Source organism: Streptomyces sp. NPDC044064 (assembly GCF_056434245.1).
In genome coordinates this window covers 116,601-134,537 of record NZ_JBWKFN010000017.1, presented here as the reverse complement: position 1 = coordinate 134,537, position 17,937 = coordinate 116,601, and the positions used below count along the sequence as shown (strand labels likewise).

The window sequence follows — 17,937 nt, the reverse complement described above, 5'->3', positions numbered from 1 at the left end:
TGGTCGCCGTCGGCGCGACCACTGTCGTACGCACCCGAGGAGCCGCATGTCCCGCAGGAGACTCAGCCGTGCCCTGGCCGTCGCCCTCACCCTGGCGGCGGCCGCGGCCGTCACCGGTCCCCGGCCCGCGCAGGCCGAGCCGATACCCAGGGCCCCCGGCCACCGGCTGGTCGATGCCTACGAAGGCGCCCCCGCCGCCGCCCGGCCCCTTCCCGGCAAGCAGCCTCCACAGCACCCGTTTCTCGCGGCCAACGGCCGCAGCGGCATGCACGCCGATGCCTGGGGCAGCGCCACCTACCCGTGGAACGGTCCGCTCGGCAGGCAACCCCAGGTCAGCAGCGAACGGATGGCGCTGCTCGGTGGCGAGTGCGCCAACGTCACGTTCGACCGGGAGAGCCGCATCGTCACCGTCTGCGGGACCTTCACGGGCTTTCTGGTCAAGCTGCTCGACCCGCGCACTCTCGCGACGCTGGCCGAGTACAAGCTGCCGCAACGGCCGTCCACCGTCGAGGCGATCACCCGTCTCGACTTCTCCCGGATCTTCAAGGACACGTCCGGCGGCGCCTACTCCTACCTCGACGACCAGGACCGGCTGGTGCTCGCGGACTCCCGCCAGCACCTCCTGCGCCTGACGTACCGACAGGCCCCGGACGGAACCTGGAGCTTCAGCGTCACCGACGACTGGGACCTCGGCGGTCACGTACCCCACGACTGCGTCACCTGGGCCAATCTGCACCCCAGCGGCGAATGCGACCCGGTCACGTCCGTCGTGCCGGACTGGACCGGCCGCATCTGGTGGGTCACCCGGCAGGGCCGTGTCGGCACCGTCGACCCCGCCACCGGCACCATCCGGTCCGTCCAGCTCGCCGGCGAGGAGATCCAGAACTCCTTCTCGGCCGCCGAGGACGGCGTCGCCATCGTCTCCGACCACGCTCTGTACGACTTCCGCGCCTCGGCCGACGGCACACCCGAGGTGGTCTGGCGGCAGACCTACGACCGCGGAACCGGGACCAAACCCGGCTCCGTCAACCAGGGCTCCGGTACCACACCGGACATCTTCGGCGAGGACGGAAAGTACGTCGCCATCACCGACAACGCCGACGACCGCATGCACGTCCTCGTCTACCGGCGGGGCGCCGACGTCCCCGTCGGCCGCCGCCTGGTCTGCGAGATCCCCGTCTTCGGGTCCGGTGCCTCCACCACGGACAACTCGCTGATCAGCTGGGGCGACAGCCTCGTGGTCGAGAACAACTACGGCTACGAGAACATCAGCTCGCTCACCTTCGGACGCAGCGTCGTCGGCGGAGTCACCCGCATCGACGTCCGCAAGGACGGCAGCGGCTGCGACACCGTGTGGGAGAGCGCCGAACGCTCACCCTCCACGGTGCCCAAGCTGTCCAGCGCCAACGGCCTGCTGTATCTGTACACCAAGGACCCGAACCCGCTGGGCGTCGACGCCTGGTACCTGACCGCCGTCGACTTCCGCACCGGCGAGACCCGCTTCAAGCAGCTGGTGGGTACCGGCATCGACTACGACAACAACTGGGCCCCGATCACCCTCGGCCCCGACGGCACCGCCTACGTCGGAGTGTTCAACGGCCTCACCGCCGTCCACGACACCAACTGAGGTACAGCTGAAATGTCTTGACGGAGACTCGGCTCCAGGAAGCCGGGCGGAGACCACACAGGCTCCATCCACCCGCTTCCTGAGCCGAGTTGAGCGATGGGAATTCCGATCCGTCGCCGCCGGACCATTGACTCCACGAACACATATTGGTTGAGTGGCTCATCCACTGAGCCACTCGGGAGGACGGCGTGGAGGCACTGCCCCGCGAGACCATCGTCGATGTTCTGGAGAGCCGACTGCGTGAGGACATCCTCACCGGGCGCCACCCGGCAGGCAGCTACCTGCCCCCCGAGCGCACGCTCGCCGACGGTTACGGCGTCACCCGCACCACCCTCAAGCACGCCTTCGGCCGCCTGATGCAGGCCGGACTGCTGGAGACCCGGCACGGCGTCGGCACCCGAGTGCGGGACTACCTGCGCCTGGGTGGAGCGGACCTGCTGCCCATGCTCGTACGGCACAGCCCCGACTGGATCGGCGAGGTCTTCGAAGTGCGGCGCAGCATCGGCGCGTTGATCGCCGAGCGGGCCGCGGCACGGGCGACCGACCGGCAGCGAGCCGAACTGCGCGCGTTGCTGGCGGTCGTGGGGGACGCGGCGGACACCGATGCCGTACAGCTCGCGGACATCGAGGTCCACCGCGCCCTGGCCCGCGCCACCGGCAACCGCGTCTACGTCCTGCTGACCAACACCCTCTTCAACGCCTATCTGCCGGTGCGCGCCGCACTCAGGGGCCCGTTCACGGACGCCGGGGCGGCCCGCGGACGCCTGGAGCCGGTGGTCGAGGCGGTGGCGTGCGGCGACGGGACCGCCGCCCGGCGGGCGGCCGAGCAGTACCTGACGGCAACCGAGCGGATCATGCTGGAGGGCCTCGCATGACCGGGCGGACGACCTCACGCGCCACAACGAACACCGCCTCGCCCGCTCGTGGCACCGCCTTCCGCGAGACGATGCTCGGCACGCTGCGACTCGACGACGAGGACCGGGAACGCCGGGTCCGCCTCGATCTGACCGTCTCGGCCGAGCGCCTTCTCCGCCTCCTCAGTACGACCGAGGCCCGCGCCACCGGCCGGATACGGATCGCGGGCTGGGCCGACGACCCCTGTGCCGAGGGAGAGTTGGAGATCTCCCCGCTGGCGCGACGCCGTATCCGCTACCGCATCACCTTCACCGCCGAAGGCCGCCGGCTCATCCTCGACGGCTGGAAGTCCGTCACCCCGCGCAGGCCCGTGGCCTCGATGACCGTCCTGCCGTACACCCTCCATGAGGACGGCGTAAGAATCGGCACCGGCACCCTCCGCTTCCCCCTCGGCACACAACTCCTCCCTTTCCTGGCCAGTTTCCGCTTCCCACGGCACCAGGATCCCGACGCGTTCCTCGCGCCCCGCTGGCGCGGTGAGCGGGGCCGTACGGAGGTCTGGTACTCGACCGTCACCGATCCGGCCACCGGCAGCGGACTGTGGCTCCACCACGAACTGACCGCGCCGGCCGACGGATCCGAGCCGTACGCGCACGGGTGGGCCGCGGTCTTCCCCAAGGACGGACCCGTGCGGCACGCCCGCTTCGGCCCCGCCAAGTGGACTCCCGACGACGCCGGCTTCAGCGCCGACGGGGTCGAAGTCCGGCCCGGACACCTGTCCGGAGCGGCCGAGGGCGGCGCCCTGCGCTGGGACCTGACCGAACACCCCACGGACGAACCGCTGTTCACCTTCCCCCACTGGTCCTGGCGCCGGCCCCTGCTTCCCGCCGCCCAGATGCTCCCCGCGGCCAGGGCCACCTACGACGGCACCTTCACGTACGACGACACCACGCTGACCCTCACCGCCGCCCCGGGCGCCTCCGCCCGCATCTACGGCCATGGCAATGCCCGCCGCTGGGCCTGGCTGCACGCCGACCTCGGCGGGGGAGACGTCCTGGAGATCGTCGCCGCCGTCTCCATGCGCCCGGGCCTGCGCAGGCTTCCCCCCATGGTCTTCCTCCGGCTGCGCCGGCAGGGCAGCACCTGGCCGCGCCGCCCCGAGCGGCCGGCCGCCGGCTGGGCCGGAGCGGGGCGTTTCCGCGCCGGCATCGCCCTGCCCACCTGGACGGTCACCGGCCGCGCCGGCCTGCGCAGGATCCGCGTCGAGGTCACCCAGCGAGCGGACCGTACCCTCGCCCTCGACTACACCGACCCCGACGGCCAGCACGCGACGTGCCACAACAGCGAACGCGCCGACGCGCACGTCCTGCTGGAACGGTGGTGGTTCGGCGGCTGGCGGACCGAGGCCGAGTGGACGCTGGAGGGCACGGCCCACGCGGAGGTGGGCACACGATGACGCTCACCGGCCTCGTGTCCGCCCTGATCGCCGACGACGGCACAGCCGACTGGCCCCGTCGTGTCCCCGCCAGGCTGGAGACGGTCCTCACCACGATGCCGCTCGCCGCGCGGGCCGGCCTACGGGCGGCAGCGCGCGGCGTGGACGCCTACGCCGTGACACGCACAGGACGCACGCTCGGCGCACTCACCCCGCCCGATCGGGAATCCGTGCTCGCCGAACTGGCCGCACGGCCCGCACTTCTCCCACTCCTCGACGTACTGAAGGTGCCCGTCCTCCTGGCCGCCGGGACCGAGCGGATGCTCCAGGACGGTCCCGCGCCGCGCGGCCTCACCCGCCAGGATCCACCGCTCGACCTGACACCCGCGCCCGCCTGGCCCGCGCGCTCCACCGCCGACGCAGTCGTCATCGGTTCGGGCGCGGGCGGGGCGATGGCAGCACGGACGCTGGCCCTGGCCGGGCTGGACGTCGTCGTCCTGGAGGAGGGGCAGCACCACTCCACCGAGTCGTTCGGCCGACGCACGCCACTGGACCGATTCACCGACCTCTACCGTGACGGCGGGGCCACCGTCGCCGTCGGCAGCCCACCGCTGCTGCTGCCCACGGGCCGCGCCGTCGGCGGCACCACGGTCGTCAACTCCGGTACCTGCTACCGCACTCCGGGCCACGTCCTGGCCCGCTGGAGCAAGGACTTCGGATTCACGCCCGCCGACGGATTCGACCGCTGTCTGGACGAGGCCGAGCACACCCTGCGGGTGGCCACCCAACCCGTCGACGTCCTCGGCAACAACGGCCGCATCGCGCTCGACGGAGCGCGCGAGCTCGGCTGGCAGGCCGCACCGCTGCGCCGCAACGCGTCCGGCTGCCAGGGCTCCTGCCAGTGTGTGGTGGGGTGTCCCACCGGCGCCAAACAGAGCGTCCAGCTGTCCGTGCTGCCCGCGGCCTGCGCCGCGGGAGCGCGTATCGTCACCGGAGCCCGAGCCGAGCGCATCCTCGTCGACACGGACCGGCCCGGAGGCCCGCGCACGGCAGGGGTACGCGCACGCTTCGGTGAGAGCGGCGCCTTCGAGATCCTCGCGCCCCTGGTCGTCGTTGCCGCGGGCGCGCTGCAGTCCCCACCACTCCTGCGCCGCTCCGGCCTGGGCCGGCACCCCCGCCTCGGCCGCAACCTCAGCGTCCACCCGGCCACGAGCGTCGCCGGACGCTTCGCCGAACCGGTCACCGCCTGGGAAGGCGTGCTGCAGAGCGTCGGAGTCGAGGAGCACCACGCGCAAGGCATCCTCATCGAGGCCACCGCCACGCCGCCCGGCATGGGCTCCTTCGTCCTCCCCGGGCTGGGTACCGAGCTGCGCCGCGAACTGGAGACCGCGGACCGGCTCGCCACACTCGGCGCGATGATCGCCGACCGCCCCTCCGGTCGCGTCCTCGGCCGCGACCGCACACTGATCCGCTACGACCTGGACCGCCGCGACGCGGGCCGCTTGCTGGGGGCCGTGCGCGCCATGGGAGAGCTGCTGTTCGCCGCAGGAGCCGAGGAAGTCCTCACCGGCATCCCCCGCACACCCCGAGCACACAGCCTCACGGAACTGGACACCGTGCTGGCGGGCACGAGCGCACGCCACCTCCACCTCTCGGCCTACCACCCCACCGGCACGGTGGCCGCAGGCGCGGACCCGCACCGCTTCCCGGCCGACCCGTGGGGCAGACTCCGAGGCGTACACGGAGTACTGCTCGCGGACGCCTCCGTGCTCCCCAGCTGCCCTCAGGTGAATCCCCAACTGAGCATCATGGCAGCGGCGTTGGCGATCTCGGAGGCGGCGGTCCATGCATGAGAAACAGGACCGCGAGGTGACTGTCGGCCGGTGAAGCATACGATCGGTACGTGACGATCAAGTACGAGTGGCGGGCCGACGTCGACAACGCCTCCCTGAACGAGCTGCACGCCGAAGGCTTCGGTCACCCGGTCGGTCGCATCGATTGGCGAGCGCGACTTGAACGCCACAGCCTCGGCTGGGTCTGTGCGTGGGAAGACGGCTCCCTGGTCGGCTTCGTCAACGTGGTCTGGGACGGCGGAACTCACGTCTTCATCCTGGACACGGTGGTCGCCCGGCGTTGCCGGGCACAAGGAGTTGGCGCCGGGCTCGTCGCGATCGCAGCCGAAGAAGCCCGTGCCGCAAAGTGCGCGTGGCTTCACGTCGACTTCGAGGACCACCTGCGTCCGTTCCACTTCGATGCCTGCGGCTTCCGAGAGACGACGGCCGGGCTGATCGCCCTCCAGCCCGGAGAGCGACTTGACCTTGCCCTCGAGGTCAAGGTCTAGCGTTCGTGGAGATGAGCGGCATGAAGATCGGCGAGCTGGCCAGACGCGCCGGCGTGACAATCAAAGCGGTGCGTTACTACGAATCGCTCGGGTTGATCACGCCGCGCCGGCTCGCCAACGGGTACCGGGACTACGACGAGGGCGACGTGCGGATGGTGCGCGAGATCCGGGCTCTCGGCAGCCTCGGCATCCCGGTCGAGCGCACGCGCCCGTTCCTGGAGTGTCTGGCGTCCGGACAGCAGCACGCCGACGACTGTCCGGCGTCGCTGGCCGGCTATCGCGAGGCCATCGACGAGCTGACCGAGCGGATCGAGGCCCTGGCCGGCCGCCGGGCCACCCTGATACGGCATCTGAGACGGGCCGCCCATCGCAACAGCAGCAGCCCGGCGCCCGACGACGGAGAGCACACCATGACCGACTTCCACCGCCTGCCCGCGAACCTGCCCGTCCCGGAGGACGACGGCGCGGCCGACCACCTTCGCGGCATGAAGGCGCCCCAGCTGGAACTGGTCGACACCACAGGCGAGACAGTTCGCCTCGACGCCCTTGGCCCAGGCCTCACGATCGTCTACGTGTACCCGCTCACGGGCCGCCCGGACACCGACCTCCCCGACGGCTGGGACTCCATCCCCGGAGCCCGTGGCTGCACCACCGAAGCCTGTGATTTCAGGGACCACCACCAAGAGCTTCTCGCGGCCGGTGCACGGCGGGTCTTCGGCCTGTCCAGCCAGGACACCGCCTATCAGCGCGAGGTCGTCGAACGGCTCCGCCTGCCGTTCGCCATGCTCTCCGATCCTCGGCTGAACCTGGCCGCGGCCCTCGGCCTGCCCACGTTCGACGTCGACGGGACGACGCTGTTCAAGCGGCTGACCCTCGTCATCCGGGACGGGGTGATCGAGCATGTCTTCTACCCGGTCTTCCCGCCCAACGTGCATGCCCAGCAGGTCCTGGCGTGGCTGCGCGACAACGCCGTGGCATGAACTTCCCTGTGTTCAGCGGGTGGTGAAGCTCGACCGGTGCCTTGCTGCCGGCGTAGAGCGAGTACAGGCCGGTGTAGCCGGCCAGCAGCGAGGTGACGACGGTGAGGATCTTGCCGCCGTCCTCGATCCGCTTGGCCGCTTCCTTCATCACGAAGAACGCGGCCTTGGAGTTGACCGCGAACATGCGGTCGTACTCCTCGGGCGTGACGTCGACGAGGGGCTTCTTGACGACCATCCCCGCCGTGTTGACGCTCGCGTGCGGCGAGCCGAAGCGGTTCACCACCTCGTCGAAGACCCGCTCGACCTGATCGGGCTGCGTCAGGTCGCCCTGCAGCGAGAACGCCTCGCCGCCCTGGGCCGTGATCTCGTCCACGACGGCCTGCGCCTTGGCAGCGGACGATTCACTGTTGTAGTGCACGGGCACCGGCGTCGGACAGGGTACGGCTGATCAGCGCACCGAGATTGCGGGATGCGCCGCCGACGAAGACGGGCTTGCCCTCCAGGGTGTTGGGCACAGCGGTAACCATGAGTCGTGACTCCTTGCGTGACGGGGGTATCGGGGCAGCTGTCAAGGAGGGGCCCGAACACGGCCTAGTGCTCTGAGCGGGAAGGTTCGCCGGGTTGGCGGTTGGAGCGGTTGGATGGGCGGTGACGTCCGGTCCGACCGCTGGAGGTGTGGTGGCTGAGCCTGTGCGGGTGCGCAGACTGACCGACCAGGAGGGGCAGAAGCTGCAGCAGATGGTGCGCCGATGCAGTACCAGTTCGGTGCGCTATCGCCGGGCGATGATGCTGCTCGCGTCCGCCGGCGGGAACCGTGTCCCGGTGAGTGCTCAGCTGGTCCAGGCCGACGAGGACACGGTGCGGGAGGTGTTCCACCGGTTCAACGAGATCGGCCTGGCCTGTCTGGACCCTCGATGGGCGGGAGGCCGTCCCGGCCTGCTCACCCCTGACGACGAGGACTTCGTCGTCCAGACGGCCACCACCCGCCCCATCAAGCTCGGCCAGCCCTTCACCCGTTGGTCGATCCGCAAACTCGCCGCCTACCTGCGCCGCGTGCACGGACGCGTCATCCGCATCGGCCGTGAAGCGTTACGGTGCCTGCTGTTGCGCCGCGGCATCACCTTCCAGCACACCAAGACATGGAAGGAGTCGCCCGACTCCGAGCGCGACGCCAAGCTCGACCGCATCGAGCACATCCTGGAGCACTTCCCGGACCGGGTCTTCGCCTTCGACGAGTTCGGGCCCCTGGGGATCCGGCCCACCGCAGGCTCCTGCTGGGCGAAGCAGGGAAAGCCCAACCGCCTGCCGGCGGCCTACCGCCGCACCCACGGCGTCACCTACTTCCACGGCTGCTACTCCGTCGGCGACGACCGGCTGTGGGGCGTCAACCGCCGCCGCAAAGGCACCGCCAACAGTCTGGCCGCGCTGAAGTCGATCCGTGCCGCCCGGCCCGACGGCGCCCCGATCTACATCATCCTGGACAACCTCTCCGCCCACACCGGCACGGACATCCGCCGCTGGGCGAAGAAGAACAAGGTCGAGCTGTGTTTCACCCCGACCTATACGTCCTGGGCCAACCCGATCGAGGCGCACTTCGGCCCGCTGCGGCAGTTCACCCTGGCGAATTCGAACCACCGCAGCCATCCCGCGCAGACCCAGGCCCTGCACCGCTACCTGCGCTGGCGCAACGCCAACGCCCGTCACCCCGACGTCCTCGCCGCGCAACGCAAGGAGCGCGCCCGCATCCGCAGCGAGAAGGGCATCCGCTGGGGTGGACGCCCCCTCGCCGCCGCAGCCTGAGCACGTGGGGGATCCCGTCTTGCCCGGATGTGGAGATCAGACAGCGGTCAGGCTCTTCGCCATGACCCGCTCCCTGGCCACGCCATCGGGCAGAAGATCGCCGGGCTCACCCGTGTCTGTGAAACCGTGCCGTTCATAGAGCGCGGTCGCCTTGCGGTTGTCCGGCATGACGGACAACCGCAGCGTCGTGGCACCGCGCTCCGCCGCCCACCGCTCGACCGCCTGGATCAGGTAGTCACCCACGCCCTTGCCCCGAGCCGTGGGGTTGACCCACATCGAGATCAACTCCACGTTCTCTGCTCCCTCGCCCGGCACTCCGCTGGCCATACCCACCGGGAGGCCGTCCAGGAGCGCGACGTAATCATGCGCGCCAGGAATCGACAGACGGGCACGCCAGCGTTCCTCTCGGTCGCCGGAACCCTGCCACTGGGCCAGCGTCGATCCGAATGCGTAGGGCGCCTCAGCAAGCGCGGCCAGTCGCAACTCCCGCCAAAGGGGCCAGTCGTCTGATTCCAAGGTGCGTAGTTCAAGCATGATCGAGACCCTGCCCGCCCGCCAAGGTGGTCAGCAAGTTGATTACAGCCATACAAACGAGGTCGTTCCGCCCTGCGGCCAGCCGAGACTGGGGAGCAGCGGGACTCGCGCATCCGCAGGCCACGAGACCTCGGTGAACCTATCCGGTCACGGCACTAGGTGCCATCAGGGCCCCCCGTCCCGAGGCGCTGCGCACGGCACTCTCGTCGGCGGCCAGCGCGGCGCGTACGGGCGGCTCCGGACCGCGCAGGGTCGCTTCCAACGCGGCCAGGGTCAGCTTGTCCACCCGCAGGGCGCGGGCCGCGGGATGCCGGCGCAGTCGCTCGACCAGCCCCGCTTCACCCAGCAGCAGCCCGGCCTGCGGACCGCCGAGCAGCTTGTCCCCGCTGGCCGTCACCAGCGCCGCCCCGGCGCGCAGCGCGGTGGCGGCGTCCGGCTCCCGGGGGGGGGGCAGCGGGTGCGGGCCGAGCAGACCGGAACCGATGTCCACCGCCACCGGGGGGCCCAGCGCCGCCAGCTCGGTCACGTCCGCCGCCGCTGTGAAACCGCTGATGCGGAAGTTGGACGCGTGGACCTTGAGCAGGAAGCCGGTGTCGGGGCCGATGGCCTCGGCGTAGTCCCGCGCGTGGGTGCGATTGGTGGTGCCGACCTCGCGCAGCCGTGCACCGGCGGAGGCCAGCAGCTCCGGAATGCGGAAGCCGTCGCCGATCTCGACCAGCTCGCCCCGGCTGATCACGATCTCCCGTCCTTGGGCCATCACCAGGGCGCACAGGAGCAGCGCGGCCGCGTTGTTGTTCACCACGTGCACCGCTCCGGCATCGGGCACGGCCTCGGCCAGCGCGGCGAGCACCCCGCGTCCGCGGCGGGCCCGGCGGCCTTCGCCAAGGTCGAACTCGACGTCCGTGCATCCGGCCGCGGCCGTCACGGCGTCCCGGGCGGCGACCGACAGCGGCGCGCGACCGAGATTGGTGTGCACCAGCACACCGGTGGCGTTGATCACCGGCCGCAGGCCGCAGACCCCTTCGGACAGCCGGCCGACCGCCGCCTCCACAACGTCCTCGGGAGCGATCTCTCCGGCCCGCGCGCGGCGCTGGGCCTCCTCGACGGCCGCCTTCACCAGAGGGCGCCCCAGCGTCCGGACGGCGGTGGCGATGCGCGGCTCGGCCAGGACGGCGTCGGTGCCGGGGATGCGGCGGCGCGGATCGCTCATGGCACCCCTTCCGCTCACCGAGCCTCTCCAGCGGGGCGTGGACGGCGGAGCGGACGGGAATCGAACCCGCCAACGGCAGCTCCTGCCGTTCAACGGTTTTGAAGACCGGGCCGGTCACCAGGCCGGACACGCCTCCACGCGCCACGCGGCCATCCTCGCAAAAGCCGTATACACGCGCTAACGGAACGCATCCGGAATCATGACCTGCATGACCTGCATGACCTCACCGACGGCGCCCGGCGCATCCGTCCGCCTCACCCAGTACGCGCACGGCGGCGGATGTGCCTGCAAGATCCCGCCGGGTGAGCTGGAGGAAGTACTGCGGGGCCTGGCGGCGGCCGTACCGGTCCGTGACCCCGAGGGCGAACTGCTGGTCGGCCTGGACGACGGCGACGACGCCTCCGTCGTACGGCTGCCGGACGGCACGGCGGTGCTGGCGACCACCGACTTCTTCACACCCGTGGTCGACGACCCCTACGACTGGGGCCGCATCGCCGCCGCGAACGCGCTGTCGGACGTGTACGCCACGGGCGGCCGGCCCCTTCTCGCGGTGAACCTGCTGGCCCGGCCACGGGATGTCCTCCCGCTCGACCTGGCCCGCGAGGTGCTGCGCGGTGGCCTGGACGTGGCCGCGGCCGCCGGCTGCCATGTCGCCGGCGGCCACAGCGTGGACGACCCCCAGCCCAAGTACGGCATGGCGGTCACCGGCCTGGTCGACCCGGCCCGCCTGCTGCGCAGCGACGCCGGAAAACCGGGTGTGCCGCTGTCCCTGACCAAGCCGCTCGGCATCGGCGTGCTGAACAGCAGGCACAAGGCAACCGGCGAGGTGTTCCCGGACGCGGTCGAGACCATGACACGACTCAACCGCGAGGCGGCCGAGGCGGCACTGGCCGCCGGGGTCACCTGCGCGACGGACGTCACCGGGTTCGGGCTGCTCGGCCACGCCTACAAGCTCGCCCGGGCGAGCGGGGTCACGGCACTGATCGACGCGAACGCCGTGCCCTACCTCGACGGCGCCCGGCAGGCGCTCAGGGAGGGGCACGTCAGCGGCGGCACCCGACGCAATCTCGCCTGGGTACGTCCCCACGCCGACCTGTCTGCGGTGAGCGGGGACGAGGCGCTGCTCCTGGCCGACGCACAGACCTCCGGCGGCCTGCTGGTGGCCGGCGAAATCCCCGGCGCTCCCGTCGTGGGCGAGCTGCTGCCGCGCGGCGAGCACGTCCTGGTGGTCCGCTGAACCCGGCCGCAAGGATGACGGCGCCGTGTCGATGTGTGCTCCCAGGGGCGGCAAGGCGGCGCCCGCCGACCCGGGCCCGGCCCCGGCCGGCGGACGCCGCCGCGGAAGAGCTACTGCCCCGGGTGCAGAACCACCTTGGTGTAGCCCTCGATGCGCTTGTCGAACTTGTCGTACGCCGTGGGCGCGTCTGCCAGGGGCAGCTCATGGGAGACGACGAAGCTCGGCCGGGCACGCCCCGAGATGATGAGGTCGCGCAGTTGCCGGTTGTAGCGCTTCACGTTGCACTGTCCGGTGCCCAGACGCAGCCCCTTCTCGAAGAGCTTGCCGATCGAGACCATGAGCTGGCCCTTCTTGGCCTGCTCGTCCGGTCCTCCCGGGTCGGCCGGCACGTAGAGGCCGGGTATGCCCAGCGCTCCGGTCGGCCGGACGGTCTGGATGATCGAGTTCAGCACGGCCGCGGGCTCCTCACGGTTCTCGCCCCTGGCCATGGCCTGGTAGCCGACCGCGTCTATGCCCTTGTCCGTGCCTTCGCCGTTCGTCTGCTCCTTGATCTGCTCGACCGGGTCGCCTTCGGCGAAGTTGATCGGTATGGCGCCGATCTCCTCGGCCTTCTGCAGCCGCTCGAGCACCCGGTCGACGACGAACACCCTCGACGCGCCGCGGATCATCGCCGAGTAGGCGGCCATGAGTCCGACGGGCCCGCCGCCGTACACCACGACGCTCTCACCCGGGGAGACCTGGGCGAGTTCGTTGCCGTGATAGCCGGTCGGGAAGATGTCGGCGAGCAGAATGAAATCGGTCTCGTTCGCGGTGCCTTCCGGCAACTTCAGGCAGTTGAAGTCGGCGTACGGTACGCGCAGGTATTCGGCCTGGCCCCCGGTCCATGGCCCCATCGCCACATAGCCGTAGGCGCCACCGGCGAACCCCGGATTCACGGTGAGGCAGAATCCGGTGTAGTCAGCCACACAGTTCTTGCAGAAACCGCAGGCGACATTGAAGGGCATGACCACACGGTCGCCCTTCTTCAGAGAGGTGATCCCCTCGCCGATCTCCTCGACGATCCCCATGTTCTCGTGACCGAAGACGATGCCGGGCTCGGCGGCGGTGCGACCCTCGTACATGTGCAGGTCAGAGCCGCAGATGGCGGTGGACGTCACCCGTACGATCGCCTCGTTCGGGTGCTGGAGTCGAGGCTTCTGGACCTCTTCCACCGCTACCTCGAACGGTCCCTTGTAGACGACAGCCTTCATATGACACCTCCGATGAGCCGTGCGTACTCGCTGTCGGAGGTCAAACAGCCGTCAACCGAACGTAGCCTGGTGCGAACGGGCAGTAGAAAGGTCGCGGCCGTTCGCCTCACGTGACCCAACTCTCATGCTCCCCCTGTAGAGGAACATGAAACGGGCCAGCTATTGTCAATTAAATTCCGATTTCAACCTTGCACCGAATGGGAGGACGAGGAAAGTGAATCAGCGTTGCGGGACCTTGCTCGTCCCGGTGCCCGGCATCTCGGGCACCATGTACCCGCCGGGAACGCCGGTCGCCATCACTGGTCGCGGCTCGTCCGTCGACGCCTTCGTGGACGGCGACTGGCTCCCCCTCGCCTGGTGGGAGTTCGCCGAGGGACTCTCCGAGGGCGTCCCGGACAGCTGACCCTGCCCCGGCTTGTGGACGTCCTCAAGCCGGGATGATCAGCCACAAAGACACGCCTCATGGCGTGTCGGCGGAAGCCCGGTAGGAGCTGGTCCGGTAACGGCTGCGGAACTCGGCAAGAAGCTCATCGGTCGCTTCGGCCCCGGCGCTCACGGCGGCGTGGACGTCACGGAAGTAGTTTTCGTAGCCGGCTGGGGTGTAGAGGCACAGAGCGCGAGCGAGGACCGGTCCCGCATTGCGGAAGCCGTGCGGGGTGCCGCGGGTCGCGGCCAGCAGATGCCCGGGACCGGCGGTCACCTCGCCGTCCCCGGTGTGAAGCGTCAACTCGCCTTCGAGGACGTAGAAGTACTCGTCGTGGCCTTCGTGTACGTGCGGCCTGGCACCGATGGTGCCAGGGGCGAGGCTGAACTCCTCGAAGGCGAAGTGCCCGCCCGTGTGCTCGCCGGTGAGCCGGAAGAAATGTGCGACCCCGGCGACGTCCACGAGTTCCCCGTCCTCGGGGCCGCGCAGCAGCGGACGGGCAGGAATCCGGGACTGATCATCGGTCATGGGGCCATTGTGGCCCAGGGGGTACTGCTTCCGGATCGCGCCCTGCCTCCGTGTGAGAGGCAGCAGGGAGCCGGCTGCTCCCGGGGGAGGCGCCGGCCCCCTGCAGGGCGCGACGGCTCAGCCCAGGCCGAGGCTGGAGAGCGCGGTCGTCCAGTCGGTGACGATGGCGTTCTGCGCGTCGTCGAGGCTGACCTGACCGGCGCAGACGGCCTTCTTCAGCTTGTTCTCGACGGTGTCCTTCTGGGCGGAGGTGCCGTCGCCGGAGTGCGGCTCGGGCCAGAGGTTCTCCTCACTCTTGGGCGCGCCGCCGAGTTCGAGCGGAACGAAGTGATCCTCCTCGTAGTCCGAGAGGCTGGTGTCGGAGTAGCCGTACTCGGCGATCTGCTTCTTCTTCAGCGCGTTGGTGTACGAGGTGGAGGGCCGTACGGTCGCGGTCCAGCCGGAGACGCAGATGGTCGAGTCGATGGTGTCCTGGGTGACGTCGGGGTTGAGGTCGCCGGGCGTACAGACCGGGTCGGGCAGGGGGAGGTAGGCCTGGCTGCAGCTCGCGGCGTGCGCGGAACCGGTGGTGACGGTGAGGCCCGCCCCGGCGAGGGCGAGGGTGGAGAGGCTGGTCACCAGGGCGCGCGGTATTCGGGACATGTGGGGTCTCCCGGTGTGGTGCCCGGCAGGATTCCGGGCGATCGTGAGCATGACAGCACCGGGATCGTCTATGCGAGTAGACCTCTTTGCCCGACCGAGGGCTCCCTTGGATGAACGTTTATCCGGCTGAGGTCGGCAAGGGGTGAAGTCTTGACGCTGCCTTGATGGCGGGCACGGGATGAGGGCTTCGGCGTACGTCCACGATGCGTGACAGCCCGTCAACTACCAGCTGCGACCTGCGTGAACGCCTGCTGAACGCACAGGGTTCCGAGGTGAGGTCTCACTCGGCCGGTCAGGCGCGGCAGCGCAGCATCTCCAGCGGCGGGTGTGCGAGGAGGTCCGCCCAGAAGTCCTCGCCGTACTCACGGATGCCGGCTTCGGACACCTGCAGCGGAATCCACTTCACGTCACTGAACCCCGCCGCCCGCAGACACCCCTCGTAGACCTCGCGGCGCGGGACCGCGGAGACGATGCTGATCGGCTGGGGGTCGAGGAGAGCCGTGACCCGCACCCGCGGCCCCGTCTCGGTCTCCTCACCGGTCGGCTCGCAGAGAAATCCGTACTTGTCCAGCGACGGGCAGTCGAAGCGGTAGTCGGGCTTCTGGGCGAACACGAAGAACTCTCCACCCGGCACCAGGCTCCGGTGGATGTTGCGGCACATCCGCTCCATCTCCGCCATGTCCGCAGCGTAGTTGAGGCACTGCACTGCCAGCGCCACGTCGAATCGCCGCTCAGGAGGCCGCAGTTCGGCCACGTCGCCGACCTCGTAACGGACGCCCAGCGGGTCACGCTGCTCGAACTCCCGCGCGACGGCGATCATCTCTGCGGAGATGTCGACACCGAAGACATCCGTGGCGCCGCGCCGTCGGAACTCCCTGCTGTAGAAGCCGGTGCCGCACGCCAGGTCGAGAACCGACTTGCCGCTCACGTCCCCGACCATGCCCAGGAAGCTCGGCACCTCCCCGTAACGTATCAGCGGCAGGGACTTGAACCCCTCGAACGCCTCGCCGATCTCGTCGTACTGCTGCACGCTCACGTGCTGCCCCCTCCTGTGCTGCACCCTGTACGTCGTCGCGCCGGCCCTCCGGATGCGGAGGCGCGCCGGGCCGCGGTCATGGCACAGAGTCTGCTCCGCCCTTGTCCGGCGGTCGTACTGGCAGATGGCACAAAGAAGTTGGCCGGGTGACCCTCCGATCACCCAACATCACGTCACACCGACCGGCAGGGGACGCTGTTGCTGTGCGTGCTGCTGGAGCAGGCCCGACCGCATCGCCGGACGCACTCGCACGAGTGCCCGGCTTGCCTCAGCTGCCGCCGATGCCCAGGGCGGTGAGCAGGACCAGGACGAGGGTCGCCACGGCGAACAGGCCGTGGGCCAACACGACCGGCAGCGGGAAGTGGCCTTCGGCAGGAGCGGCCCCATCCGCTCCCTGAGCCGCTGCGGCAGCTGGTGTCGGTCCGGCGGCGGCGCGGTCTCGGTAGACGGGGATCCAGCGGGCCAGCATCACGAATCCCAGCAGTGCGACGGGCAGCAGCAGAGCGAAAGAGGTCCAGGCCAGCGCAGTCCTGTCGGCCACGACATAGATGATCCACACCACCAGCCCGATCGCGGCCAGGGCGAAGTGCCCGAAGACGGCCGGTGCGGGCAGGTGACTGGTACCGGATTGCTGCTGCTGGATTCCACCCCGTCGGATCCAGGTGCCGAGCATGTAGAACCCGCCGAGGGCGGTGACCAGCCAGGCGATCAGTGCGGCGATGTCCATGGGGAACTCCTTGGAGATGGCCGTGTGGAAGGCGGCCGGGCGACACCGGCGGCCGTGGACGGTGCGCGGGCCGGTCACACGCCGGAGCCCGCGTTTCGCGCGCTGTGGCCAGGCGTGAATCCCTCGGCCTGGGTGCCCTCGTCGGCGACCCGCACGCCGTAGCGGTAGGCGAGCTTGCCGCCCAGGAAACCCGAGACGCCGAGGGCGGCCATGCTGAGCGCGGACAGGACGAGCTTGCCGACGCCGACACTCCCGCCGTCGCTGTAGGTGCCGTAGCGCCACAGGAAGTTGACGGCGTAGGCGGCGGTCACCGCCAGGTTCAGCGTCATGTGGACCAAGGCGGTGCGATGGGCCGGAGTGCCGGTCGGAATCGCGAACAGGTCGAGGAATCCGACCATGCCCGCCAACAGGGCTCCGATCACGCCTACGGCGATCAACCACTCCGAGCCCTGGGTCAGGAATCCGGGACGGCGCACGACATGGGAAGCGATGTCGAACACCAGGCTGGTCACCCAGGCGCCGATCGGCACCGTCACCAGGATCGGGTGGAACGGGTGGCCGTACGGGCCGGCGAGCGCGGCGCTGACCGGACGCTTCGCCTGAAACCGCGACTCGGTGGTCATCGCAACCTCCCACTAGTTTCACCAACAATTGTTGGTCTTATTCGGGTGGGGCGTCAAGGTGCGCAGCACAGGGCGTCAAAACTGCTCCTGTGCCCACCCATGTGGGAGTTACCGTGGTCTCGTGGCTTCTGACCCGACTCCGCAGTCCGACGCGGCCGAGACCGCCGACGGCAATGCGGCCGACACCGCTGCAGGCACCGCGATCGACTCCGTCAGCGTCCTGAGCGAGGACTCACGCCGGCGCATGTTCACCTTCATCCGGCGTGCCGGCCGCGCCGTCACCCGCGACGAGGCCGCCGCCAGCGTCGGTATCTCCCGCAAACTTGCCGCCTTCCACCTCGACAAACTCGTCGACGCCGGCCTGCTGCGCGCCCGCTACGAAACGCCCGGAGGGATCCGCAAGGTCGGCCGCCGGCCGAAGGTGTACGAGCCCACCGATGCCCAGATCACCGTGAGCATCCCGGACCGGCGCCACGAGTTCCTGGCGGAGCTGCTCCTCGATGCCGTCCTGACCGAGGAAGCGGGTGAAAACGCCGCGCAGGCGGCCGTACGGACCGCCGGGCAGCGCGGTCGGCGGATGGGCGAGGGGGGGGGGGGGGGGGGGCGGGCACAGCCGCTGGGGACCGAGCAAGAGGCGGGGACGGGGGGGGGGGGGGTCGCGCCGGGTGGCCGCGGGAGCATGCGGGGA

The 17,937-nt window shown here is 70.1% G+C and carries 19 protein-coding genes, 1 tRNA gene and 1 pseudogene; 10 read left to right on the top strand and 11 right to left on the bottom strand.

Features of this window, described 5'->3' with window-relative positions; all coding sequences use genetic code 11:
- Positions 1-46 precede the first annotated feature (46 nt).
- From AC07DS_RS26870 to AC07DS_RS26845, 6 genes are all read left to right on the top strand, one after another.
- Positions 47-1,627, top strand: a complete 1,581-nt coding sequence (locus AC07DS_RS26870) for a hypothetical protein (protein WP_479149231.1) — start codon at positions 47-49, stop codon at positions 1,625-1,627.
- Between the two features lie 188 nt (positions 1,628-1,815).
- Positions 1,816-2,502: a FadR/GntR family transcriptional regulator gene (locus tag AC07DS_RS26865; RefSeq protein WP_479149230.1), complete on the top strand. Its 687-nt coding sequence runs from the start codon at positions 1,816-1,818 to the stop codon at positions 2,500-2,502.
- Positions 2,499-3,938: a hypothetical protein gene (locus AC07DS_RS26860; protein WP_479149229.1), complete on the top strand. Its 1,440-nt coding sequence runs from the start codon at positions 2,499-2,501 to the stop codon at positions 3,936-3,938. Before AC07DS_RS26865 ends, AC07DS_RS26860 begins: the two co-directional genes overlap by 4 nt.
- Entirely contained in the window at positions 3,935-5,770 is a 1,836-nt protein-coding gene (locus tag AC07DS_RS26855) for a GMC family oxidoreductase (RefSeq protein ID WP_479149227.1), read from the top strand. Before AC07DS_RS26860 ends, AC07DS_RS26855 begins: the two co-directional genes overlap by 4 nt.
- A gap of 50 nt (positions 5,771-5,820) precedes the next feature.
- On the top strand, positions 5,821-6,258 hold the full coding sequence (locus AC07DS_RS26850; RefSeq protein WP_479149225.1) for a GNAT family N-acetyltransferase: 438 nt from the start codon (positions 5,821-5,823) through the stop codon (positions 6,256-6,258).
- A 20-nt stretch (positions 6,259-6,278) separates the two neighbouring features.
- Positions 6,279-7,238 (top strand): MerR family DNA-binding transcriptional regulator, encoded by a 960-nt coding sequence (locus tag AC07DS_RS26845; protein WP_479149386.1) that lies wholly within the window; start codon positions 6,279-6,281, stop codon positions 7,236-7,238.
- Here the strand turns inward: AC07DS_RS26845 and AC07DS_RS26840 are convergent.
- Both AC07DS_RS26840 and AC07DS_RS26835 read right to left on the bottom strand, forming a co-directional pair.
- Positions 7,135-7,656 carry an SDR family oxidoreductase gene (locus AC07DS_RS26840; protein WP_479149223.1) on the bottom strand — a complete coding sequence of 174 codons (522 nt, stop codon included), beginning with the start codon at positions 7,654-7,656 and terminating at the stop codon, positions 7,135-7,137. The two genes, AC07DS_RS26845 and AC07DS_RS26840, sit on opposite strands and share 104 nt — an antisense overlap.
- A complete protein-coding gene (locus tag AC07DS_RS26835) occupies positions 7,640-7,765 on the bottom strand; it encodes a hypothetical protein (RefSeq protein WP_479149222.1) in 126 nt (41 codons plus the stop codon). Before AC07DS_RS26835 ends, AC07DS_RS26840 begins: the two co-directional genes overlap by 17 nt.
- A gap of 151 nt (positions 7,766-7,916) precedes the next feature.
- Here AC07DS_RS26835 and AC07DS_RS26830 point away from each other — a divergent pair, with 151 nt between their 5' ends.
- Positions 7,917-9,038, top strand: coding sequence for an IS630 family transposase (locus AC07DS_RS26830; RefSeq protein WP_479149220.1), 1,122 nt, complete (start codon positions 7,917-7,919; stop codon positions 9,036-9,038).
- Positions 9,039-9,074: 36 nt separating this feature from the next.
- Here AC07DS_RS26830 and AC07DS_RS26825 read toward each other — a convergent pair whose 3' ends face one another.
- From AC07DS_RS26825 to AC07DS_RS26815, 3 genes and pseudogenes are all read right to left on the bottom strand, one after another.
- Positions 9,075-9,572 carry an N-acetyltransferase family protein gene (locus AC07DS_RS26825; RefSeq protein WP_479149219.1) on the bottom strand — a complete coding sequence of 166 codons (498 nt, stop codon included), beginning with the start codon at positions 9,570-9,572 and terminating at the stop codon, positions 9,075-9,077.
- 187 nt (positions 9,573-9,759) lie between these two features.
- Positions 9,760-10,782 (bottom strand): annotated as a pseudogene (gene selA / locus AC07DS_RS26820) (L-seryl-tRNA(Sec) selenium transferase); the annotation flags it as partial.
- Between the two features lie 45 nt (positions 10,783-10,827).
- A tRNA-Sec gene (locus AC07DS_RS26815) sits at positions 10,828-10,918 on the bottom strand.
- An 81-nt stretch (positions 10,919-10,999) separates the two neighbouring features.
- Here AC07DS_RS26815 and selD point away from each other — a divergent pair.
- Positions 11,000-12,019, top strand: coding sequence for a selenide, water dikinase SelD (selD, locus tag AC07DS_RS26810; RefSeq protein ID WP_479149384.1), 1,020 nt, complete (start codon positions 11,000-11,002; stop codon positions 12,017-12,019).
- Between the two features lie 110 nt (positions 12,020-12,129).
- Here selD and AC07DS_RS26805 read toward each other — a convergent pair whose 3' ends face one another.
- Complete coding sequence (locus tag AC07DS_RS26805) at positions 12,130-13,269, bottom strand: glutathione-independent formaldehyde dehydrogenase (protein WP_479149217.1); 1,140 nt, start codon at positions 13,267-13,269, stop codon at positions 12,130-12,132.
- Positions 13,270-13,483: 214 nt separating this feature from the next.
- Between AC07DS_RS26805 and AC07DS_RS26800 the strand changes: the two genes are divergently transcribed.
- Positions 13,484-13,672 carry a hypothetical protein gene (locus AC07DS_RS26800; protein WP_479149215.1) on the top strand — a complete coding sequence of 63 codons (189 nt, stop codon included), beginning with the start codon at positions 13,484-13,486 and terminating at the stop codon, positions 13,670-13,672.
- Between the two features lie 57 nt (positions 13,673-13,729).
- Here AC07DS_RS26800 and AC07DS_RS26795 read toward each other — a convergent pair whose 3' ends face one another.
- The 5 genes from AC07DS_RS26795 to AC07DS_RS26775 form a co-directional block, all read right to left on the bottom strand.
- Complete coding sequence (locus AC07DS_RS26795) at positions 13,730-14,221, bottom strand: cupin domain-containing protein (RefSeq protein WP_479149213.1); 492 nt, start codon at positions 14,219-14,221, stop codon at positions 13,730-13,732.
- A gap of 117 nt (positions 14,222-14,338) precedes the next feature.
- On the bottom strand, positions 14,339-14,863 hold the full coding sequence (locus AC07DS_RS26790) for a hypothetical protein (RefSeq protein ID WP_145883979.1): 525 nt from the start codon (positions 14,861-14,863) through the stop codon (positions 14,339-14,341).
- 292 nt (positions 14,864-15,155) lie between these two features.
- Entirely contained in the window at positions 15,156-15,899 is a 744-nt protein-coding gene (locus tag AC07DS_RS26785; RefSeq protein WP_479149211.1) for a class I SAM-dependent methyltransferase, read from the bottom strand.
- A 268-nt stretch (positions 15,900-16,167) separates the two neighbouring features.
- Positions 16,168-16,626 carry a hypothetical protein gene (locus tag AC07DS_RS26780; RefSeq protein WP_479149210.1) on the bottom strand — a complete coding sequence of 153 codons (459 nt, stop codon included), beginning with the start codon at positions 16,624-16,626 and terminating at the stop codon, positions 16,168-16,170.
- 74 nt (positions 16,627-16,700) lie between these two features.
- Positions 16,701-17,249 carry a DUF2231 domain-containing protein gene (locus tag AC07DS_RS26775; RefSeq protein WP_479149208.1) on the bottom strand — a complete coding sequence of 183 codons (549 nt, stop codon included), beginning with the start codon at positions 17,247-17,249 and terminating at the stop codon, positions 16,701-16,703.
- A gap of 121 nt (positions 17,250-17,370) precedes the next feature.
- On the opposite strand from AC07DS_RS26775, the gene AC07DS_RS26770 reads away from it, so the two are divergent.
- Positions 17,371-17,937, top strand: a 567-nt coding sequence (locus tag AC07DS_RS26770) for a helix-turn-helix domain-containing protein (protein ID WP_479149206.1), incomplete at its 3' end; no start/stop codon positions are given.

Bases quoted from the DNA above. Each gene is read 5' to 3' on its own strand.
- AC07DS_RS26860 (WP_479149229.1), top strand. From the start codon at position 2,499: ATGACCGGGCGGACGACCTCACGCGCCACAACGAACACCGCCTCGCCC.
- AC07DS_RS26855 (WP_479149227.1), top strand. From the start codon at position 3,935: ATGACGCTCACCGGCCTCGTGTCCGCCCTGATCGCCGACGACGGCACA.
- AC07DS_RS26835 (WP_479149222.1), bottom strand. From the start codon at position 7,765: ATGGTTACCGCTGTGCCCAACACCCTGGAGGGCAAGCCCGTCTTCGTC.
- AC07DS_RS26780 (WP_479149210.1), bottom strand. From the start codon at position 16,626: ATGGACATCGCCGCACTGATCGCCTGGCTGGTCACCGCCCTCGGCGGG.
- AC07DS_RS26825 (WP_479149219.1), bottom strand. From the start codon at position 9,572: ATGCTTGAACTACGCACCTTGGAATCAGACGACTGGCCCCTTTGGCGG.
- selD (WP_479149384.1), top strand. From the start codon at position 11,000: ATGACCTCACCGACGGCGCCCGGCGCATCCGTCCGCCTCACCCAGTAC.
- AC07DS_RS26845 (WP_479149386.1), top strand. From the start codon at position 6,279: ATGAAGATCGGCGAGCTGGCCAGACGCGCCGGCGTGACAATCAAAGCG.
- AC07DS_RS26790 (WP_145883979.1), bottom strand. From the start codon at position 14,863: ATGTCCCGAATACCGCGCGCCCTGGTGACCAGCCTCTCCACCCTCGCC.
- AC07DS_RS26870 (WP_479149231.1), top strand. From the start codon at position 47: ATGTCCCGCAGGAGACTCAGCCGTGCCCTGGCCGTCGCCCTCACCCTG.
- AC07DS_RS26795 (WP_479149213.1), bottom strand. From the start codon at position 14,221: ATGACCGATGATCAGTCCCGGATTCCTGCCCGTCCGCTGCTGCGCGGC.
- AC07DS_RS26775 (WP_479149208.1), bottom strand. From the start codon at position 17,249: ATGACCACCGAGTCGCGGTTTCAGGCGAAGCGTCCGGTCAGCGCCGCG.
- AC07DS_RS26805 (WP_479149217.1), bottom strand. From the start codon at position 13,269: ATGAAGGCTGTCGTCTACAAGGGACCGTTCGAGGTAGCGGTGGAAGAG.